Below are 19,673 nucleotides of genomic sequence, written 5' to 3'. Positions count from 1 at the left end.
CACGCCCGAGACCTGTCCGACGGTCCCGTCCGACCGACGGCGGCAACAACCGGACCGTTTCACGCCGTAGAGGCGGAGGGCCGGGCGCAGGGGTGTACATCCCCTGCGCCCGGCCCTCCGGCGTTTTCCGGGTAGGAGAACAGTTCGGAGTGTCGTAGCTCGTACAATTCGGTCATAAGCCATAAATAGATACGAGGGAACGGCGAGAGGCAGCAGCGGCAGGCCAGCGGTAAAAGGGGCAGACGGATGAGCAGCAACACGACCGCATCGTCAACAGGCTTCGAACAGGCGCGCGGGCGCAGCCACGGCTACCGCCCGGACCAGGTCGACCGATTCCTCGAAGAGCTGTCGGAGGACCGCGACGCCGCCTGGGAGCGGGCCGCCCGGCTCACCGTCCTCGCCAACGAGATGGACGCCGAGTGCGCGGCCCTGCGCGAGCAGGTCGGCGCCCTGCCGCCGGAGAGTTTCGACGAGCTCGGCCCCGGCGCCCAGGAGTTGATGCGGCTGGTCGAGGAAGAGGCCGCCGCCGTGCGGGAGCGCGCCGAGGTCGAGGCGCAATATGCCAGGGACGCCGCGGAGACCGCCCGCCGCACCCTCCAGGACGAGGCGCGCGCCGCCGCCTCGGCCCGGCTCGCCGCTGCGGAGGACCAGGCCGAGCGGATGCTCGACGAGGCGTGCAGCCGCGCCGCCGAGATCCTCGGCCAGGCCCGCACCGAGGCCGAGGTCGTCAGGGGCGAGGCCGGCCAGACGCTCGACGCGATGAGGCAGGACGTCGAACGCAGCGTGGCCGAGGCCGACCAGGAGCGGCAGGAGCGCCTCGACACCCTCGAACACGAGCTGGGCGAGCGCGACGCCGGCGTCGACAGCCGCCTCGGCGACCTCCTCGCCGACGCGGAGCGGCGGCTGGACGCGGCGCACAAGGAGCGGGCCGCCGCGGAGGAGGCGCTGCGCACCCAGCAGGACGAGGCCGAGGAGCGGGCCGCCTCGATGCTGGCGCAGGCGCGGGTGCACGAGGATCGGGTGCGGCGGGAGAGCGAGCGGTGCTTGCGCGAGCACGAGGAGCACCGCGACGAGATCCGGTCCCACCTCGCGCATGTGCGGGCGACGCTGGCCTCGCTCACCGGGCGGGGCGGGGCGCCGGCCGAGGACTGACACCGCCCCCCGCCCGGCCGGGCGGAAGGCTCAGCCGCTGCGCAGCGGCACCATCGCCGAGACGCGGAAGCCGCCGTCCGCGGTGGGGCCCGCGGCGAAGCCGCCGCCGTGGGCCGTGACGCGTTCCTTCATGCCGAGCAGGCCGTGGCCGCCGCTGGGGAGGGCGGCCTGCGGGGTGCCGTCGGAGGGGCCGTTGGTGATGAGTACCGCGACCTCGGCCTCGCGGTAGGCCAGGCGTACGACCGCGTCGGCCCCCGCCGCGTGCTTGTGGACGTTGGTGAGGGCTTCCTGCACCACGCGGTAGACGGTGGCCTCGATACGGGCGCCGCAGGGCCGCTGGGAGCCCTCGACGGTCAGTTCGACGCCCATTCCCGCGGCTTGGGACTCCTCGACCAGCGCGGCGAGCCGGTCCAGGCTCGGACCTTCCGCGTCGGGCTCGGCGCGCATCGCGGGAAGCACCGGCGCGGGCGCGGAGGCGGTGCGCAGCACACCGAGCATCTGGCGCAGTTCGGTGAGCGCCTGCCGCCCCATGTCGCCGAGCATCTCCGCGCTGGCCGACGCCTTCTGCGGGTCCTTGAGCGCGACCGCCTTGAGCGCCGCGGCGTGCACGACCATCAGGCTCACCCGGTGCGCGACGACGTCGTGCATGTCGCGGGCGATCCGGGTGCGCTCCTCGGCCCTGGCGCGCTCGGCGCGCTCGGCGGCCTTCTCGGCGAGCAGCTCCAGTTCGCGCTCCAGGCCGTCGGCCCGTTCCCGCAGGCTCTCCACCAGGCGGCGCCTGGCGCGTACGTAGAGGCCGAGCAGCACCGGAGGGCCGGTCAGGCCGAGGGCCATCAGGGCGGCGACGACCAGGGTCAGCGGCATGTGGAGGGAGCTGCTGCTGTCGGGGTCGCGCAGATTGTCCTGGAACTGGAGGAAGGCGACGAGCATGGTGCCGAAGCCGTTCATCCCGGCCAGCGCGGCGGTGATCCGGCGCGGCACCTCGGAGGCGGCCAGGGTGTAGAGGCCGACCAGGGAGAGCAGGAAGCCCATCTGGGCCGGCGTCATGGCGATGCTGACCAGCACCACCGCGACCGGCCAGCGCCGCCGCAGCACCAGGACCGCGCCGACGAGCACACCGAGCAGCGCCCCGGCGCTGGGGAGGATGCCGGTGCGGTCGGCGAAGGTCGCACCTTCGAAGGCGCACTCGATCGCGGAGACCGAGGCCAGCGCCACGTCCAGGACGAAACCGCGCCGCCGCTGCCACCACCACCAGCCGGGCCGCCGTGCCGCGGCCACCGCGACGGCGACCGCCGCGGCTCCTCCGGCTCCGTCGTCCGGTACGTGCGCCCCCGTCGTACTCATGGCGTCCAGCGTATGCGGTGTCCGCACCGGCGCACCGGCCGCATACCGGCCGGACACCGGGGCGCCACCGGCAGGTCGCCCGACGTCCGCCCGGCCGGCTCCCGCAGCCGGGACGCGCTGTCCGCCTGATGGGCTGGCCGTCTCGCCGCAGCTACCGCGACCTATCCTTGGACGGCCGGACAGCGCGGTCCGCGAGTACGCCGTCCACTTCCCCTGCACAAGGAGCCGCACCTGTGAGCAGCGCCGACACCGCCCCGGACAGCAGTACCGCAAGCAGTACCGCCCTGCGTGCCGACATCCGACGCCTGGGAGAGCTGCTCGGCGGCACCCTGGTGCGCCAGGAGGGCCAGGAACTGCTCGACCTCGTCGAGAAGGTCCGCGCCCTGACCCGCAGCGACGGGGAGGCCGCCGCCGCACTGCTCGGCGACACCGACCTGGAGACCGCCGCGAAGCTGGTCCGGGCCTTCTCCACCTACTTCCACCTGGCGAACGTGACCGAGCAGGTGCACCGCGGCCGCGAGCTGCGCTCCCGCCGCGCCGTCGAGGGCGGGCTGCTCGCCCAGACCGCGGACCTGCTCAAGGAGGGCGACCCCGAGCACGTACGCGAGTCGGTCCGCAACCTCAACGTGCGGCCGGTCTTCACCGCGCACCCCACCGAGGCGGCCCGCCGCTCGGTGCTGAACAAGCTGCGGCGGATCGCCGAGCTGCTGGAGAAGGACGGCCACGGCGAGGGCAGCACCGGCGACCGCCGCCGCGCCGACCTGCGGCTGGCCGAGAACATCGACCTGCTGTGGCAGACCGACGAGCTGCGGGTGGTCCGCCCGGAGCCGGCCGACGAGGCGCGCAACGCCATCTACTACCTGGACGAGCTGCACGCGGGCGCGGTCGGCGACGTCCTGGAGGAGCTGGCCGCAGAGCTGGAGCGGGTCGGTGTGCCGCTGCCGCCGCAGACCCGCCCGCTGACCTTCGGCACCTGGATCGGCGGCGACCGGGACGGCAATCCCAACGTGACGCCCGAGGTCACCTGGGACGTGCTGATCCTGCAGCACGAGCACGGCATCACCGACGCGCTGGAGCTGGTCGACTTCCTGCGCGGCGCGCTGTCCAACTCGATCCGCAATTCCGGCGCGAGCAGCGAACTGCTCGACTCGCTCGCCACCGACCTGGTGGCGCTGCCCGAGATCAGCCCGCGCTACAAGCGGCTGAACGCCGAGGAGCCCTACCGGCTCAAGGCCACCTGCATCCGGCAGAAGCTGATCAACACCCGCGAGCGGCTGGCCGCGGGCACCCCGCACATCCCGGGCCGCGACTACCTGGGCACCTCGGGGCTGCTCGACGACCTCCAGCAGATCCAGTCCTCGCTGCGCGCCCACCGCGGCGGCCTGATCGCCGACGGCCGGATGGACCGTACGATCCGCACGCTGTCGGCGTTCGGCCTGCAGCTGGCGACGATGGACGTACGCGAGCACGCCGAGGCCCACCACCACGCGCTGGGCCAGCTCTTCGACCGGCTCGGCGAGGAGTCCTGGCGGTACGCCGACATGCCGCGCGACTACCGCCGCAAGCTGCTCGCCAAGGAGCTGCGCTCGCGCCGCCCGCTGGCGCCGACCCCGGCGCCGCTGGACGAGGCGGGCGCCAAGACGCTCGGCGTTTTCCACACCATCAGGGAGGCCTTCGAGCGCTTCGGGCCCGAGGTCATGGAGTCGTACATCATCTCGATGTGCCTGGGCTCCGACGACGTCTTCGCCGCGGCGGTGCTGGCCCGCGAGGCGGGTCTGATCGACCTGCACACCGGGGTCGCCAGGATCGGCATCGTGCCGCTGCTGGAGACCACCGACGAGCTGAAGATCGCCGACAAGCTGCTGGACGAGATGCTGTCCGACCCGTCCTACCGGCGGCTGGTGTCGCTGCGCGGCGACGTGCAGGAGGTGATGCTCGGCTACTCCGACTCCTCGAAGTTCGGCGGCATCACCACGTCGCAGTGGGAGATCCACCGCGCCCAGCGCCGGCTGCGCGACGTGGCGCACCGGCACGGGGTGCGGCTGCGGCTCTTCCACGGCCGCGGCGGCACCGTCGGCCGGGGCGGCGGCCCCTCGCACACCGCGATCCTGGCCCAGCCCTGGGGCACCCTGGAGGGCGAGATCAAGGTGACCGAGCAGGGCGAGGTCATCTCCGACAAGTACCTGATCCCCTCGCTGGCGCGGGAGAACCTGGAGCTGACGGTCGCCGCCACGCTCCAGGCGTCGGCGCTGCACACCTCCCCCCGGCAGTCCGACGAGGCGCTGGCCCGCTGGGACGCGGCGATGGACATCGTGTCCGAGGCCGCGCACGGCGCCTACCGCAAGCTGGTCGAGGACCCCGACCTGCCGCCGTACTTCTTCGCCTCCACCCCCGTCGACCAGCTCGGCGAGCTGCACCTCGGCTCGCGCCCGTCCCGCCGCCCGGACTCCGGTGCGGGCCTTGACGGCCTGCGGGCCATCCCGTGGGTCTTCGGCTGGACGCAGTCCCGGCAGATCGTCCCCGGCTGGTACGGCGTCGGCTCGGGCCTGAAGGCGGCCCGCGAGGCCGGTCTGGACTCGGTGCTCGAAGAGGCGCACGGCCAGTGGCACTTCTTCCGCAACTTCCTGTCCAACGTCGAGATGACGCTGGCCAAGACCGACCTGCGGATCGCCCGGCACTACGTCGAGACACTGGTGCCCGACGAGCTGCGGCACGTCTTCGAGGCGATCGAGGCCGAGCACGAGCTGACGGTGCGCGAGGTGCTGCGGCTGACCGGCGAGTCTGAGCTGCTGGCCGCGAGCCCGGTCCTGGCGCAGACCTTCCACATCCGCGACCAGTACCTCGACCCGATCTCCTACCTCCAGGTCACCCTGCTGGCCCGGCAGCGGGCGGCCGCCGCCAAGGGCGAGGAGCCGGACCCACTGCTGTCCCGCGCCCTGCTGCTGACGGTCAACGGCGTGGCGGCGGGCCTGCGCAACACCGGCTGACACCGGCCCCGCGCACGGCGCCGCCCCGGACCCTGGGGGGTCCGGGGCGGCGGTGTACCGCACGGCGGTCAGTTCTTGCGGTGGCCGATCAGCCGCGGCTTGGGCTCCAGGCCCGACAGGCCGTTCCACGACAGGTTGACCAGGTGGGCGACGACGTCGGCCTTGTCCGGGTGCTGGGTGTCCACCCACCACTGGCCGGTCAGGGCGACCATGCCGACCAGGGCCTGGGCGTACATCGGGGCGAGCTTGGGGTCGAAGCCGCGCTGCTTGAACTCGTGGCCGAGGATGTCCTCGACCTGGGTGGCGATGTCGCCGATGAGCGAGGCGAAGGTGCCGGTGGACTGGGTGACCGGCGAGTCGCGGACCAGGATGCGGAAGCCGTCGGTGTACTGCTGGATGTAGTCCAGCAGTGCGAAGGCGGCCTGTTCGAGCAGTTCGCGCGGGTGGCCGCCGGTGAGGGCGCCGGTGACCATGTCGAGCAGCCGGCTCATCTCCCGGTCGACCACGACGGCGTAGAGGCCCTCCTTGCCGCCGAAGTGCTCGTAGACCACCGGCTTGGACACGCCGGCCTTGTGGGCGATCTCCTCGACGGACGTCCCCTCGAAGCCGCGCTCCGCGAACAGCGTCCGACCGATGTCGAGCAGCTGCTCACGGCGCTCCTTGCCGGTCATACGGACCCGGCGCGTGGGGCGCGCGGTGGCTCCCGAGGGGGCCCTGGGGGTCGTCGTCGCCCTGTCGTCTCTGCCGTCGCTCACGGATCAATCATGCCGCTTCACTGACGTCTTCTCGGCGCCGGGCGGCGATCCGCTCCGGGGTCGGCCAGCGGACGTCGGTCGCCCAGCCCGCCATCTCGAACCAGCGGATGATCCGGGCACTGGAGTCGACCTGGCCGCGCAGCACTCCGTGCCTGGCACAGGTGGGGTCGGCGTGGTGGAGGTTGTGCCACGACTCGCCGCAGGAGAGCACCGCGAGCCACCACACGTTGCCGGAGCGGTCGCGCGACTTGAAGGGGCGCTTGCCGACCGCGTGGCAGATGGAGTTGATCGACCAGGTCACGTGGTGCAGCAGAGCCACCCGAACGAGCGAACCCCAGAAGAACGCCGTGAAGGCGCCGTACCACGACATCGTGGCCAGGCCGCCCACCAGCGGCGGCAGCAGCAGCGAGAGCGCGGTCCACATCCAGAAGTCGCGGGAGATGCGGCGGATCGCGGGGTCCCCGATCAGGTCGGGGGCGTATTTGTTCTGCGGGGTCTGCTCCTCGTCGAAGAGCCAGCCCATGTGCGCCCACCACAGGCCCTTCATCAGCGCGGGCAGCGTCTCGCCGAAGCGCCACGGGCTGTGCGGGTCGCCCTCGGCGTCGCTGAACTTGTGGTGCCTGCGGTGGTCGGCGACCCAGCGCACGATCGGGCCCTCGACGGCCATGGAGCCCGCGATGGCCAGCGCGATCTTCAGCGGCCTGTTGGCCTTGAAGGAGCCGTGGGTGAAGTGCCGGTGGAAGCCGATGGTGATGCCGTGGCAGCCCAGGTAGTACATCCCCACCATCAGGCCGAGGTCGAGCCAGCTCATGCCGCGCCCCCAGGCCAGCGGCACTGCGGCGGCCAGCGCCACGAAGGGGATGCAGATGAAGAGCAGCAGCGCGATCTGCTCGATCGAGCGCTTGCTCTCGCCACCTCGGGTGGCACTGGACTGCGGTTCCTGTCCTGACGTCCCGGGATCCGGTTCCCGGGACTCGGTGATCACGTCCGTCTGTGTGGTCATGTCTGTCCCTCGCGGATATGGAAGTGGGGGGCGGTTATCTGCGGTTACGTCCGTAACCTACGCCGCCGTAAGTATTGCAGCGGCGCACGGCGGACGACAGGACCGTGTCGGTCGCCCGCCGAACGATCTCTACCCCGGATCTCCGTCGCGTCCACCCCGCCGGGTACGGCATGATGGGTTCGACCGACCGGTCTCCCCGACCCGATATCGGGAAGGCCGAGTTGATCCGCCGTGGTGTAATGGCAGCACTGGGGCTTTTGGTGCCTTAAGTCCGGGTTCGAGTCCTGGCGGCGGAGCAGCACGTGGTTCACGGGCGGGAAGCCCTCGGTATCCTGCGGGTGTCCCGCACTCGAAGCCCAGGAGTCTCCCCCGTGAGCGCCACACGCCCGGCCGCCGTCGTCGTCCTCGCCGCGGGTGAGGGCACTCGCATGAAGTCGGCCACCCCCAAGGTCCTGCACCCGATCTGCGGCCGCTCCCTGCTCGGCCATGTGGTCGCCGCGTCCCGCGAACTGGACCCCGAGCATCTGGTCGTGGTCGTCGGGCACGGGCGCGAGCAGGTCGTCGACCACCTGTCGGGGGCCGACCCGGCCGCGCTGACCGCCGTGCAGGAGGAGCAGAACGGCACCGGGCACGCGGTCCGCGTCGGCCTCGAAGAGCTCGCCAGGCAGGGCGCCAAGCTGGACGGCACGGTCGTGGTGACCTACGGCGACACCCCACTGCTGACCACGGCGACACTGGCCACCCTGGTGGCCGCCCACCAGGCAGACGGCAACGCAGTGACGGTGCTGACCGCGAAGGTCCCCGACCCGACCGGCTACGGGCGGATCGTGCGGGATCTGACCGACGGCCAGGTCAAGGCGATCGTCGAGCAGAAGGACGCCTCCCCCGACCAGCAGACCATCAGCGAGGTCAACTCCGGTGTCTACGCCTACGACGCCGCGCTGCTCGCCGAGGCGCTGACCAGGATCACCACGGACAACTCGCAGGCCGAGGAGTACCTGACCGACACCCTGGCGATCCTGCGCGAGGCCGGCCACCGGGTGGGCGCGTACACGGCGGCGGACCACCGGGAGATCGCCGGGGTGAACAACCGGGTGCAGCTCGCCGAGGCCCGCCGGGTCTTCAACGAGCGGCTGCTGCACCGCGCCATGCTGGACGGCGCCACCATCGTGGACCCGGTGTCCACCTGGCTGGACGCCGACGTGGTGCTCGAACCCGACACCTTGATCCACCCCAACACCCAGCTGCTCGGCCGCACCACGGTGGCGACCGGCGCCGAGGTCGGCCCGAACTGCACGCTCACCGACACGGTGGTCGGGGCGGGCGCCCGGATCTCGAACACCGTCGCCCAGGAGGCCGAGGTCGGCCCGGAGGCGAACGTCGGACCGTACGCGTATCTGCGGCCCGGCGCCAAGCTCGGCCGGGGCGCCAAGGCCGGGACCTACGTCGAGATGAAGAACGCCTCGATCGGCGACGGGACCAAGGTGCCGCACCTGAGCTATGTGGGTGACGCCACCATCGGCGAGCACACCAACATCGGCGCGGCCAGCGTCTTCGTCAACTACGACGGCGAGGCCAAGCACCACACCACCATCGGCAGTTACTGCAAGACCGGTTCCGACAACATGTTCGTCGCACCGGTCGTGGTCGGCGACGGCGCCTACACGGCGGCCGGCTCGGTGATCACCAAGGACGTGCCCGCCGGGTCGCTCGCGGTGGCCCGCGGGCAGCAGCGCAACATCGAGGGCTGGGTCGCCCGCAAGCGCCCGGGCAGCGCCGCGGCGCAGGCCGCGGAGCGTGCCAAGCCGACCGGGAGCGACGCGGCGAACGGCTGAGTGAGGGCCGTCTCATCGGCCCCTCCGAGGTGCACGGATGCGCCAGAGGGGGCGTACCGTGTGGGGTGCACACAATTCCGCCAGCACGCCCACTTCTGGGCGTCGCTGTGTCGAACACCAGTCGAACACCAAGGAGACGGTGCAGTGACCGGGATCAAGACGACCGGTGAGAAGAAGTTGATGCTCTTCTCCGGCCGCGCCCACCCCGATCTGGCGGAGGCGGTGGCAACGGAACTCGGAGTCGAGCTGGTGCCGACCAAGGCTTTCGACTTCGCCAACGGCGAAATCTATGTGCGGTTCCAGGAGTCTGCGCGCGGCGCGGACTGCTTTCTGATCCAGAGCCACACCCGCCCCATCAACCAGTGGATCATGGAGCAGCTGATCATGCTGGACGCCCTGAAGAGGGCGTCGGCACGCAGCATCACCGTGATCGTGCCCTTCTACGGCTACGCCCGGCAGGACAAGAAGCACCGCGGCCGCGAGCCGATCTCGGCCCGGCTGATCGCCGACCTGTTCAAGACGGCGGGCGCCGACCGCATCCTCACCGTCGACCTGCACACCGACCAGATCCAGGGCTTCTTCGACGGCCCGGTCGACCACCTGTTCGCACTGCCGATCCTGGCGGACTACGTCGGCGCGAAGGTCGACCGCAACAAGCTGACCGTCGTCTCGCCGGACGCCGGCCGGGTCAGGGTCGCCGACCGCTGGTGCGACCGCCTGGGCGCCCCGCTGGCCATCGTGCACAAGCGCCGCGACCCGGACGTCGCCAACCAGGTGAAGGTCCACGAGGTCGTCGGCGACGTCAAGGGCCGGGTCTGCGTCCTGGTCGACGACATGATCGACACCGGCGGCACGATCTGCGCCGCCGCCGACGCGCTGTTCGCCAACGGCGCCGAGGACGTCATCGTCACCGCCACCCACGGTGTGCTGTCCGGTCCGGCCGCCGACCGGCTGAAGAACTCCAGGGTCAGCGAGTTCATCCTGACCGACACCCTGCCGACCCCCGGCGAGCTGAACCTCGACAAGATCACCGTGCTGTCGATGGCGCCGACCATCGCCAACGCCGTGCGCGAGGTCTTCGAGGACGGCTCGGTGACCAGCCTGTTCGAGGACTCGCTCTAGAGTCCGCCGCAGAATCGGTACGTCTGCCGGTCCTGCGCCGTAGATCGATTTCGTCCGGGGCCTCCCCGCCGGTTACGCTGTGCGCGTTGCTCGGCGAGGGAGGCCCCGGACGTCTGTCGGTCCGGACCCGGCTCCGTTATCGACGCGCTCCTCGTGAACCGTGGATCGGCCCGTCGGGGCCGGGCGACCGTACCGTCTGCCATCACGAGGAGTGAACCTCATGTCCGAGGTCAAGATCGCCGCCCAGCAGCGCACCGAGTTCGGCAAGGGCGCCGCCCGCCGTATCCGCCGTGCCGACCAGGTGCCCGCCGTCATCTACGGCCACGGCGCCGACCCCAAGCACGTCTCGGTCCCCGGCCACGAGCTGCTGCTCGCGCTGCGCACCGCGAACGTCCTGATCGCGCTGGACATCGACGGCAAGTCCGAGCTGGTCATCCCCAAGGCCGTGCAGCGCGACCCGCTGCGCGGCTTCATCGAGCACGTCGACCTGCTGTCGGTCAAGCGCGGCGAGAAGGTCACCGTCGAGATCCCGGTCAACACCGAAGGCGAGCTGGCCCCCGGCGGCAACCTGCTGGAGCACGTGCTCAACACCCTGCCGGTCGAGGCCGAGGCCACCCACATCCCCGAGGGCGTCACGGTCAGCGTCGAGGGCCTGGAGGCCGGCGCCTCCATCCTCGCCAAGGACATCGCGCTGCCGAAGGGCACCACGCTGGCCGTCGACGAGGACGCCGTCGTGATCCAGGTCGTGGCCGCGCAGGCCGAGGCCGTCGAGGAGACCGAGGAAGAGGAAGGCGCCGAGGAGGCCGCTCCCGCCGAGGAAGCCGCCGCCGAGGAGGCCTGATCCGGCGTCGCCGCCAGGCGACTCCCGGCCGCCGCCGTACCCTTCGGGGTGCGGCGGCGGAGTTGCGTTCACCGTGCGAGGGCGTGGGCCCCGAGACCTGGAGACGTGGATGAGCGAGAGCACAGCGCCCTGGCTGGTGGCCGGCCTGGGCAATCCGGGGCCCGAATACGCGGCGAACCGGCACAACATCGGCTTCATGGTCGCCGACCTGCTCGCCGAGCGGATCGGCGGGCACTTCAAGCGCTCGGGCAAGGCGCAGGCCCAGGTCGTGGAGGGCCGGATCGGCCCCCCGGGGCCCGCGAGCCGCCGGGTGGTGCTGGCCAAGCCGATGACGTTCATGAACCTGTCCGGCGGCCCGGTGACCGCGCTCAAGGACTTCTACAAGGTGCCGACCGAGCAGATCATCGCCGTGCACGACGAGCTGGACATCCCGTACGCCGCGCTGCGGCTCAAGCTCGGCGGCGGCGACAACGGCCACAACGGGCTCAAGTCCGTGACCAAGTCGCTGGGCGCGAACTATCTGCGCGTACGGGCCGGCATCGGCCGGCCGCCCGGGCGGATGGACGTGGCCGCCTTCGTGCTCAAGGACTTCTCGGCGGCCGAGCGCAAGGAGCTGGACTGGTTCGTGGACCGGGCGGCCGACGCCGTCGAGGCGCTGATCGCCGACGGCCTGGAGCGCGCGCAGGGCACGTACAACAGCTGACCCCGGCTCGGGCCGCCGGGTTTGACCGGACGGCACGCGATGGCCAAAGATCGCCCGCATGGTCGAACGGAGCCGTTCCCGCCGGATGGCGGAAGGCGCTTGGGGGCTGGTGCTGCTGGCCCGGGTGGTCGGCGTGGCCGCCGCGGTGGCGCTGCTGCTGGTGTCCGGTGCGTGGGACTCCTGGCGGACCGCGCAGCACGTGATGCTCACCAAGGGCCGCGAGCACGGCACGATGGCCCTGGTCAATTGCGACGACTCCACCTGCACGGGGCCCTTCGCCCCTGAGGGCACCGCCACCGCCCGCGCCCGGGTCACCATAAGCCTGCCGATCCGGCACACCACCGGCGCGAAGATACCCGTCGCCGTCGAGCCCGGCACCGACAAGGTGGTCAGGGCCGGCTGGGGCGGCGTCCTCTTCGCCTGGGTGCCCTTCGGCGGCGCCCTGCTGCTGGCGGCCGTGGTGCTGGCCGGCGGGCTGCGCATGCGCCGCACCGCATGGACCGTCGCCGGCCTCGGCGCGGCCCTGCTGACCGGCGCCTTCCTGACCCTGTAGGCCCGCCTCCGGCCCTGGCGGGCGCGGCGGCAGGCACGGGGGTCACGCGGCAGGCGGCGGGTCGGGTTCGAGGAACTCCAGGCGGTTGCCCACCGGGTCGTCGGAGTAGAAGCGGGTGTGGCCGGGGAGTCCGTCGTCCCAGACGACGGCGGCGCCGTGCGCGGTGAGGCGGTCGGCGAAGGCGTGGATGGCGGTGACGCGTATGCCCGGATGGGCCTTGCGGGCCGGGCGGTGCGGGTCCTCGATGCCGAGGTGCAGGACGACGCTGCCGGCGGTGAACCAGCAGCCGCCCCGGGCGGCCAGGCCCGGGGGCTTGGGGATCTCGGTCATGCCGAGCACCCCCGCGTAATACGCCCGCAGTCGCGGCTCGCTGCCCGGTGGGGCCGCGAGCAGGACGTGGTCCAGGGCGGTGATCACCGCGCGGCCGCCGGTGTGGCGGTGCGGGCGACGGCGAATATCCGGCGGAAGGGGAAGACCGTGCCGTGGGCGCCCGGCGGATAGGCCTTGCGCAGCAGGTCGCGGTATTGGGCGACGAATTCCCGCGTCGCGCCCGGGTCGCCGTCCAGCGCGGTGAGCACCGGGCGCAGGGCGGTGCCCTTGGTCCATTCCAGGACCGGGTCCTCGCCCTGGAGCAGCTGCACATAGGTGGACTCCCAGACGTCCACGACCTCGCAGCCGAGCACGGTGAGGCGCTCCAGGTAGTCGGCGGGGCTGAGGATGTGCACATAGCGGCGGCCGTGCCCGTCGAGCCGGCCGCGCCACTGCGGGGTGTCGCACAGCTCGGCGAGCAGCGCGTGGCTCGGCGCGGTGAAGTTGCCGGGCACCTGGAAGGCGAGGATGCCGCCCGGGGTGACGTGGTCGAGCCAGTCGCCGAAGCGGTCGGCGTGTCCTGGCACCCACTGGAGCGCGGCGTTGGAGACGATCAGGTCGTAGGGCTCGTCCGGCGTCCATTCGGCGGCGTCCGCCCGGCGGAAGTCCATGGTGCCGCCGCCGGGGGTCGGCCCGGCATATTGCGCGGCCGTGGCCAGCATCTCCCGGGAGCTGTCCAGGCCGGTGATACGGGCCGCCGGCCATCTGCCGGCGAGCAGCGCGGTGACATTGCCGGGTCCGCAGCCGACGTCGGCGATACGGGGTGAGCCGCCACCCGGCAGCTCGGTGATGCGGGCGAGGAGATCGAGGAACGGCCGGGTGCGGTGGGTGGCGTGCCGGAGGTACTGGTGCGGGTCCCACGTCGGTGCTGCGTGCATCGTTCGTACTCCCTGGCTGGTACGGAACCGCTGCCGAAACGGAGGGGGAGGTTCTACCCCCCGTCTCAAGGCTCCACCCATCGATATCTTGATGTCAAGAGACTTCATATCGACAGACCTATTACACTGATCCCATGGAGGACGAGGTCGACCGGCTGGTCGCTGCATGGCGCCGAGAGCGCCCCGACCTCGACGTCGAACCGCTTGAGGTCCTCAGCCGGGTGAGCAGGCTGGCCAGGCACCTGGACCGGGCCCGCCGGCTGGCCTTCTCGGAGCACAGCCTGGAGCCGTGGGAATTCGACGTGCTCACCGCGCTGCGGCGGGCCGGCACCCCGTATCAGCTCTCGCCCGGTCAGCTGCTCACCCAGACGCTGGTCACCTCGGGCACGATGACCAACCGGATCGACAGGCTCGCCGAGAAGCGGCTGGTCGAGCGGCTCCCCGACCCCTCGGACCGGCGCGGGGTGCTGGTCAGGCTCACCCCGGCCGGCCAAGACCGCGCCGACCGCGCGCTGGCCGGGCTGCTCGCCCAGGAGCGCGCGATCCTGGGCGAGCTGAGCCAGGCCCAGCGGGCAGAGCTCGCGGCGCTGCTACGACAGCTGACCGCGCCTTTCGACAACGTCCCCACCTGACGGGACCAGCTCCACCGGCCCCACGCCGGCCCGCCGGGCCAGCGCCACGGCCGCGAGCGTCGAGTGCACGCCGAGCTTGCCCAGCACGTTCTGCATGTGCGTGCGGACCGTGTGCGGGGACAGGAACAGCCGCTCGGCGACCGCCTTGCGGCCCAGGCCCGCGACCATGCAGCGCAGCACCTCCTGCTCGCGCGGCGTGAGCGACTCGACCAGCTGCTCGCTCTCGGTGCGGTGCCTGCGGGCCGCGGTCAGCTCCCGCAGCACACCGGTCAGCAGCGCGGGCGGCAGATGCGTCTCGTCCCGCAGCACCCCGCGCACCACGGCGAGCAGCCGGGACAGCGAGCAGTCCTTGGCGACCCAGCCGGACGCCCCGGCCTGCAGCGCGCAGGCCGCGCGGTGCGGGTCGTCGCGCTCGGCCAGCACCACCGTACGGGTGCCCAGGTGCTCGGCACGGACCCTCTCGACCAGCGCGAGGCCGTCGATGACGGGGTCGCGCGGCTCGGGCCGCCGCTGCTCGGACAGCGAGGGCACGGCCGCCAGTTGCGGCCGGTCCCGCGGACCTGTGCCCAGGTCGGCGTCGACCAGCAGTACGTCGTAACGCCGTCCGTCGACCGCGGCCCGGTCCAGGCAGCGCTGGGCGGCGGGCCCGCTGCCGGCTGCTGACACGTCGACGTCGGATTCCGCCGCGAGTGCGGCGGCGAGCGACTCGGCGAAGATGCGATGGTCATCGACGACGAGCACGCGGATTCGTCCCACGGACACCACTCCCGCTGTACGGCACTCCCCCAGTGGCGGGGCGTCATCGCCTGGGACCCGGCACCCGCGTCGAGGCCGCCGCCCCGGGCACGGGTGCCGAATCCCGTGCGTCTCGCCCCCTGATGAACGCCGGCCCCCACCGGCGCTGTGGGAAAAGCGTAGGGGTTTCCCCGCACATTGGCGCCGTCTTGACGGAACTTGCCCGTCCGGGCAGGACCCGCGCCCCTTCGCCGCGGGACGCCGGCCCCGCCGCACGAGGCGGCGTCCCCCTGGGCTGCGGGGAATCGTACGAGGCGGCCGCCGCCCGCGCACGGGCCGCCACCTGCCCGAAGAGGCGGTCCGGAGCTTCACCCGGGCCGGCTCGGCAAGGCGCGGCCTGGTGCGGCTGACCGCGCGTCAGGACAGGCGGTGGGCACCGCCGGAGGGAGTGGAGGCGAAGACGCGCGCCGCCGGAAGGGCGGACTGGACGGCGGCGGTGACCGCGGGGACCTCCGGGGTGGGGACGAGGGCGATCGCGGAGCCCCCGAAGCCGCCGCCGGTCATACGGGCGCCGAGCGCGCCGCAGGCGAGCGCGGTGTCGACCACGAGGTCCAGTTCGGGGCAGGACACCTGGAAGTCGTCCCGCAGGGACATGTGGCCTGCGGTCAGGACGGGGCCGATGTCGCGGATGCGCCCGGCGTCCAGGAGGGCGATGACGTCCTCGACGCGGCGGTTCTCGGTGACGACATGCCGGGTGAGGCGCCGCAGCCGCTCGTCGGGGAGGGCGTCGAGCGCCGCGCTCAGGCCGGAGTAGGGCACGTCGCGCAGCGCGGCCAGGCCGAGCGCGGCCGCGGCGGCTTCGCAGCCGGCCCGCAGCGAGGCGTAGGCCCCGTCCGCGTGGGCGTGCTTGACGCGCGTGTCGGCGACCAGCAGCGTCAGGTCCTGGCCGGCCAGGTCGAGCGGCACCTGGCGCTGTTCGAGGCCGCGTACGTCGAGGTGCAGGGCGTGCCCCTCGGCGCAGCACGCGGAGGCGGTCTGGTCCATGACGCCGACGGGCGCGCCCACGTACACGTTCTCCGAGCGCTGGCAGAGCAGCGCGGTCTCCTGGCGGCTCATCTCGACGCCGTGCAGGTCGCCGAGGGCGAGCGCGGTGACGACCTGGAGGGCCGCGGAGGACGACAGGCCGCCGCCGACGGGCACGGTGCTGTCGTAGTGGATGTCGGCGCCGCCGACGGGGTGCCCCGCCTCGCGCAGCGTCCACAGCACGGCGGCCGGGTAGGTGGCCCAGCCGGCGGCGGCGCCGGGGGCGAGGTCGTCGATCCGCAGCTCGACCACACCGCCGTCCATGTCGGCGGAGTGCACCCGCAGCAGGCCGTCGTCGCGGCGGGCGACCGCGGCCCTGGTGGTCTGCGGTATCGCGAAGGGCAGCACATGGCCGTCGTTGTAGTCGGTGTGCTCGCCGATCAGGTTCACCCGGCCGGGCGCGGCCCAGCAGCCTTCCGGCGCGCGGCCGTGGACATCCTTGAAGGCTGTGCCGAGGTCCGTCATCGTGCGTCCTCCCCGAGGGATTGGGCGAAGTTCCAGGCGTCGCGGACGATGTCCGCGAGGTCGGTGCGGGTGGGCCGCCAGCCGAGCCGGTCGTGCGCCCGCTGCGCGGAGGCGACCAGGGCGGCGGGGTCGCCTGCCCTGCGCGGCCGCGCGGTCTCGGGGATGGGGTGCCCGGTGACCCGGCGGACGGTGTCGATGACCTCGCGGACGGAGAATCCGCTCCCGTTGCCGAGGTTGCAGATCAGGTGCTCGCCCGCGGCGGCGCGGTCCAGCGCGAGCAGGTGCGCCTCGGCGAGGTCGGCGACGTGGATGTAGTCGCGCAGGCAGGTGCCGTCGGGCGTGGGGTAGTCGTCGCCGAAGACCGCGACGGCGTCCCGCCGGCCCTGGGCGACCTGGAGCACCAGCGGGATCAGGTGCGACTCGGGCTGGTGCCGCTCGCCGAAGGCGCCGTAGGCGCCTGCCACGTTGAAATACCGCAGCGACACCGCGGCCAGGCCGTGGGCGGCGCACTCGCCGCCGATCATGTGGTCGACGGCGAGCTTGGTGGCGCCGTAGGGGTTGGTGGGGGCGGTGACGGCGTCCTCGGTGATGGGGATGGACGCGGGTTCGCCGTAGGTGGCGGCGGTGGAGGAGAAGACCAGCGTGCGGACCCCGGACCCGCGCATGGCGTCGAGCAGTTCGAGGGTGCCGCCGACATTGTTGCGCCAGTATTTGGCCGGGTCGGCGACCGATTCGCCGACCTGCGAGGACGCGGCGAAGTGCAGCACCGCGTCGTAGGAGCCGTCGAGCACCTTGGCCGCGTCCTGGACCCGGCCCTCCACGAAGTCCGCGCCGTCGGGCACAGCCTCGCGGAAGCCCGTGGACAGGTCGTCGAGGACGGTCACCCGGTGCCCTGCGGCCAGCAGGTGGGCGCCGACCACCGAACCGACGTATCCGGCTCCGCCGGTGACCAGCAGCTTCCTGGGGCTCTTACTCACTGGCTCGCTACCTCTCGCAGTCGCTGCGCGGCGGCCTCCGGGGGCACGTCGTTGATGAAGGCGCCCATGCCCGATTCGGACCCCGCAAGATACTTCAGCTTGCCCGATGTGCGGCGAATCGTGAAAAGCTCCAGATGCAGTCCGAAGTCGCGTCGCGCGGGGGCGTCGAAGGGCGCCTGGTGCCAGCCGGAGATGTACGGCGTGGGCGGCTGGCCGGGGCCGAAGACGCGGTCGAAGCGGCGCAGCAGCTCCAGGTAGACGCGCGGGAATTCGGCGCGCGCGTCCTCGTCGAGGGCGAGCAGGTCGGGCACCCGGCGGCGCGGGAAGAGGTGCACCTCGTAGGGCCAGTGGGCGGCGTGCGGGACGAACGCGGTCCAGTGCTCGGCGGCCAGCACGATCCGCCGGCCGTCGGCGGTCTCGTCGGCGAGGACGTCGTCGAAGAGGTTGCGGCCGGTGCGCTCCCGGTGCTCTGCCAGCGTGCGCAGCATCAGCGAGGTGCGCGGGGTGACGAAGGGGTAGGCGTAGATCTGGCCGTGCGGGTGGCCGAGGGTGACGCCGATCTCCTTGCCGCGGTTCTCGAACGGGAAGACCTGGACGACGCCGGGCAGTTGGGACAGCTCTCGGGTGCGGTCGATCCAGGCGTCGAGCACCAGGCGGGCGCGGGCCTCGGTGAGGTCGGCGAAGGAGGCGTCGTGGTCGGAGGTGAAGCAGACCACCTCGCAGCGCCCGGCGCCGCCGGCCAGCGAGGGGAAGCGGTTCTCGAAGACGACGACCTCGTAGTCGGTGTCGGGTATCTCGCTGAGCCGCCCTTCCTTGGACGGGCACAGCGGGCACTCGTCGGCCGGCGGGTGGTAGGTGCGGCCCTGGCGGTGCGAGGCGATGGCCACGGTGTCGCCGAGCAGCGGGTCGTGGCGCAGTTCCGAGTGGGTGGCGACGGGCTCCAGCGGACGGCGGTCGACGGCGTCGCGGACGACGGCGTCGGCCGTCTCGTCAGCGTCGTAGTAGATCAGTTCGCGGCCGTCCGCGAGCCGGGTCGTCGTCTTCTTCACCCTGCAGACCCCTCACACCACAATCACCCAACATAACCGCACACAATGAATCATGACAGAACAGCGCAGTCAATGCGCGAGGGCGGGTGAAGTTGAGTTCATAAGCTGCACGGGGCGCGGTGTCCGTTTCGGGCACAACCAAACAAAGCCGAACAGATGACTGAGTGGACCGGTCCCGCACGTCACATGACGGCCGACGGCGGCCCGGTCAGCGCGGTCCCGGCCGGGTCACGCCGCCCTGGAAGGGCGGCCCGGCACCGTCCGGAAGGGGGCTCAGCGCCGTCCCGGGGCCGCCGCGCGGTCCAGCAGGCCCGTCCGGGCGGCCAGCGCGGCCGCCTCCAGCCGGGAGCCGACCCCCAGCTTCATCAGCACCCGCTGCACATGCGTACGCGCGGTGCTCGGTGCTATCCGCATCCCGGCGGCGATCAGCCGGGTGTCCTCGCCCTCGGCGACCCGCACCAGCACCTCGACCTCGCGCGGGGTCAGCAGTTCGAGCAGCCGCATACCCTCGTCGTCCGGCTGCCGCGCCGGGTTGAGCAGCTCGGCGAAGGCGCCCTGGAGCAGCGGCTGCGCCACCGCGACCTCGCCGGCCCGCGCCTTGGCCATGGCGCGTTCCACACCCTCGATACGCTCGTCGTGGCGCACGTAGCCCGACGCGCCGGCCGCGAAGGCCGCCGCGATGCCGCGCGGGTCGGGGACGGGGCCCAGCACGACCACCGCGACGGCGGGCCGCTCCCGCCTGATCCTGGCGACCGCGTCGAAGGCGCCGGGCTCCGCCGGCGCCGCCGTACCGAACAGGCACACCTCGGGCGACCGCGTCAGCACCAGCTCCGCCGCCCCGCCCGCGGGCGCGGACGCGGCCAGTACCCGGTGCCCGCGCAGCTTCAGCGCCGAGGCCAACGCCTCGGCGAGCAGCCGGTGGTCATCGACCACGACGAGGCGTACGCCCATGTCGGCAATCCCCCATCCCCCCGGGGGTCCGATCCGCCGCCGCCCCCGTTCCCTGTGCATACCGCTCCCGAACCGGTCCCAACCGCTCCCCCGAACGGTATGAGCCCAGGCCGCGAAGTTACACGCTTGCCCCATGGGCGCGCGCCCCGAACCGGGCAGAAATTTCCGGGAATTCCGGACTGCCTGCCGACAGGGGGCGCGCGGGTCGTTCAACTGCGGATCACCGGGACCCGCGGGGC

Annotated in this window: 18 protein-coding genes and 1 tRNA gene; 9 read left to right on the top strand and 10 right to left on the bottom strand. The window is 72.4% G+C overall.

The features are described 5' to 3' along the window. Window positions 1-246 precede the first annotated feature (246 nt). Window positions 247-1,152 carry a cellulose-binding protein gene (locus OG900_25770; protein WUH93186.1) on the top strand — a complete coding sequence of 302 codons (906 nt, stop codon included), beginning with the start codon at window positions 247-249 and terminating at the stop codon, window positions 1,150-1,152. Between the two features lie 30 nt (window positions 1,153-1,182). On the opposite strand, the gene OG900_25765 is transcribed toward OG900_25770, so the two are convergent. Next, window positions 1,183-2,496: a histidine kinase gene (locus OG900_25765; GenBank protein ID WUH93185.1), complete on the bottom strand. Its 1,314-nt coding sequence runs from the start codon at window positions 2,494-2,496 to the stop codon at window positions 1,183-1,185. A gap of 233 nt (window positions 2,497-2,729) precedes the next feature. On the opposite strand from OG900_25765, the gene ppc reads away from it, so the two are divergent. Then, entirely contained in the window at window positions 2,730-5,483 is a 2,754-nt protein-coding gene (gene ppc / locus OG900_25760; GenBank protein ID WUH93184.1) for a phosphoenolpyruvate carboxylase, read from the top strand. A gap of 68 nt (window positions 5,484-5,551) precedes the next feature. Here the strand turns inward: ppc and OG900_25755 are convergent, their stop codons facing one another. Both OG900_25755 and OG900_25750 read right to left on the bottom strand, forming a co-directional pair. Next, window positions 5,552-6,238 carry a TetR/AcrR family transcriptional regulator gene (locus OG900_25755; protein WUH93183.1) on the bottom strand — a complete coding sequence of 229 codons (687 nt, stop codon included), beginning with the start codon at window positions 6,236-6,238 and terminating at the stop codon, window positions 5,552-5,554. A gap of 7 nt (window positions 6,239-6,245) precedes the next feature. Beyond that, complete coding sequence (locus OG900_25750) at window positions 6,246-7,241, bottom strand: acyl-CoA desaturase (protein ID WUH93182.1); 996 nt, start codon at window positions 7,239-7,241, stop codon at window positions 6,246-6,248. A gap of 225 nt (window positions 7,242-7,466) precedes the next feature. Here OG900_25750 and OG900_25745 point away from each other — a divergent pair. From OG900_25745 to OG900_25720, 6 genes are all read left to right on the top strand, one after another. Continuing rightward, window positions 7,467-7,537: transfer RNA gene (locus OG900_25745), tRNA-Gln, on the top strand. Window positions 7,538-7,612: 75 nt separating this feature from the next. After that, window positions 7,613-9,076 carry a bifunctional UDP-N-acetylglucosamine diphosphorylase/glucosamine-1-phosphate N-acetyltransferase GlmU gene (gene glmU / locus OG900_25740; protein WUH93181.1) on the top strand — a complete coding sequence of 488 codons (1,464 nt, stop codon included), beginning with the start codon at window positions 7,613-7,615 and terminating at the stop codon, window positions 9,074-9,076. 144 nt (window positions 9,077-9,220) lie between these two features. Continuing rightward, the gene (locus tag OG900_25735; protein ID WUH93180.1) at window positions 9,221-10,198 is read left to right on the top strand and encodes a ribose-phosphate diphosphokinase; all 978 of its coding nucleotides are present in this window, start codon (window positions 9,221-9,223) and stop codon (window positions 10,196-10,198) included. A gap of 220 nt (window positions 10,199-10,418) precedes the next feature. Continuing rightward, on the top strand, window positions 10,419-11,039 hold the full coding sequence (locus tag OG900_25730; GenBank protein WUH93179.1) for a 50S ribosomal protein L25/general stress protein Ctc: 621 nt from the start codon (window positions 10,419-10,421) through the stop codon (window positions 11,037-11,039). Window positions 11,040-11,148: 109 nt separating this feature from the next. Beyond that, window positions 11,149-11,742, top strand: coding sequence for an aminoacyl-tRNA hydrolase (gene pth, locus OG900_25725; GenBank protein ID WUH93178.1), 594 nt, complete (start codon window positions 11,149-11,151; stop codon window positions 11,740-11,742). Window positions 11,743-11,827: 85 nt separating this feature from the next. Then, the gene (locus tag OG900_25720) at window positions 11,828-12,295 is read left to right on the top strand and encodes a hypothetical protein (GenBank protein WUH93177.1); all 468 of its coding nucleotides are present in this window, start codon (window positions 11,828-11,830) and stop codon (window positions 12,293-12,295) included. A 42-nt stretch (window positions 12,296-12,337) separates the two neighbouring features. On the opposite strand, the gene OG900_25715 is transcribed toward OG900_25720, so the two are convergent. Both OG900_25715 and OG900_25710 read right to left on the bottom strand, forming a co-directional pair. Beyond that, window positions 12,338-12,712 carry a glyoxalase gene (locus OG900_25715; protein WUH93176.1) on the bottom strand — a complete coding sequence of 125 codons (375 nt, stop codon included), beginning with the start codon at window positions 12,710-12,712 and terminating at the stop codon, window positions 12,338-12,340. Next, window positions 12,709-13,542, bottom strand: a complete 834-nt coding sequence (locus OG900_25710) for a trans-aconitate 2-methyltransferase (protein WUH93175.1) — start codon at window positions 13,540-13,542, stop codon at window positions 12,709-12,711. Before OG900_25710 ends, OG900_25715 begins: the two co-directional genes overlap by 4 nt. A 134-nt stretch (window positions 13,543-13,676) precedes the next feature. Between OG900_25710 and OG900_25705 the strand changes: the two genes are divergently transcribed. Further along, window positions 13,677-14,174: a MarR family transcriptional regulator gene (locus OG900_25705; protein WUH93174.1), complete on the top strand. Its 498-nt coding sequence runs from the start codon at window positions 13,677-13,679 to the stop codon at window positions 14,172-14,174. Here OG900_25705 and OG900_25700 read toward each other — a convergent pair. From OG900_25700 to OG900_25680, 5 genes are all read right to left on the bottom strand, one after another. Then, window positions 14,133-14,930 (bottom strand): response regulator transcription factor, encoded by a 798-nt coding sequence (locus OG900_25700; protein WUH93173.1) that lies wholly within the window; start codon window positions 14,928-14,930, stop codon window positions 14,133-14,135. The genes OG900_25705 and OG900_25700 overlap by 42 nt on opposite strands. A 396-nt stretch (window positions 14,931-15,326) precedes the next feature. Next, the gene (gene galK, locus OG900_25695) at window positions 15,327-16,457 is read right to left on the bottom strand and encodes a galactokinase (protein WUH93172.1); all 1,131 of its coding nucleotides are present in this window, start codon (window positions 16,455-16,457) and stop codon (window positions 15,327-15,329) included. After that, entirely contained in the window at window positions 16,454-17,434 is a 981-nt protein-coding gene (gene galE / locus OG900_25690; GenBank protein ID WUH93171.1) for a UDP-glucose 4-epimerase GalE, read from the bottom strand. The genes galK and galE overlap by 4 nt, the downstream gene beginning before the upstream one ends. After that, entirely contained in the window at window positions 17,431-18,483 is a 1,053-nt protein-coding gene (gene galT, locus OG900_25685; GenBank protein WUH93170.1) for a galactose-1-phosphate uridylyltransferase, read from the bottom strand. Before galT ends, galE begins: the two co-directional genes overlap by 4 nt. Window positions 18,484-18,756: 273 nt before the next feature. Beyond that, complete coding sequence (locus tag OG900_25680) at window positions 18,757-19,434, bottom strand: LuxR C-terminal-related transcriptional regulator (protein ID WUH93169.1); 678 nt, start codon at window positions 19,432-19,434, stop codon at window positions 18,757-18,759. Between the last annotated feature and the right edge of the window lie 239 nt (window positions 19,435-19,673).

The sequence above is a fragment of the Streptomyces sp. NBC_00433 genome (assembly GCA_036015235.1).
Classification (GTDB): Bacteria; Actinomycetota; Actinomycetes; order Streptomycetales; family Streptomycetaceae; genus Actinacidiphila.
Note: the sequence above shows the minus strand (reverse complement) of the source record. Positions and strands in the feature narration are given on the sequence as shown.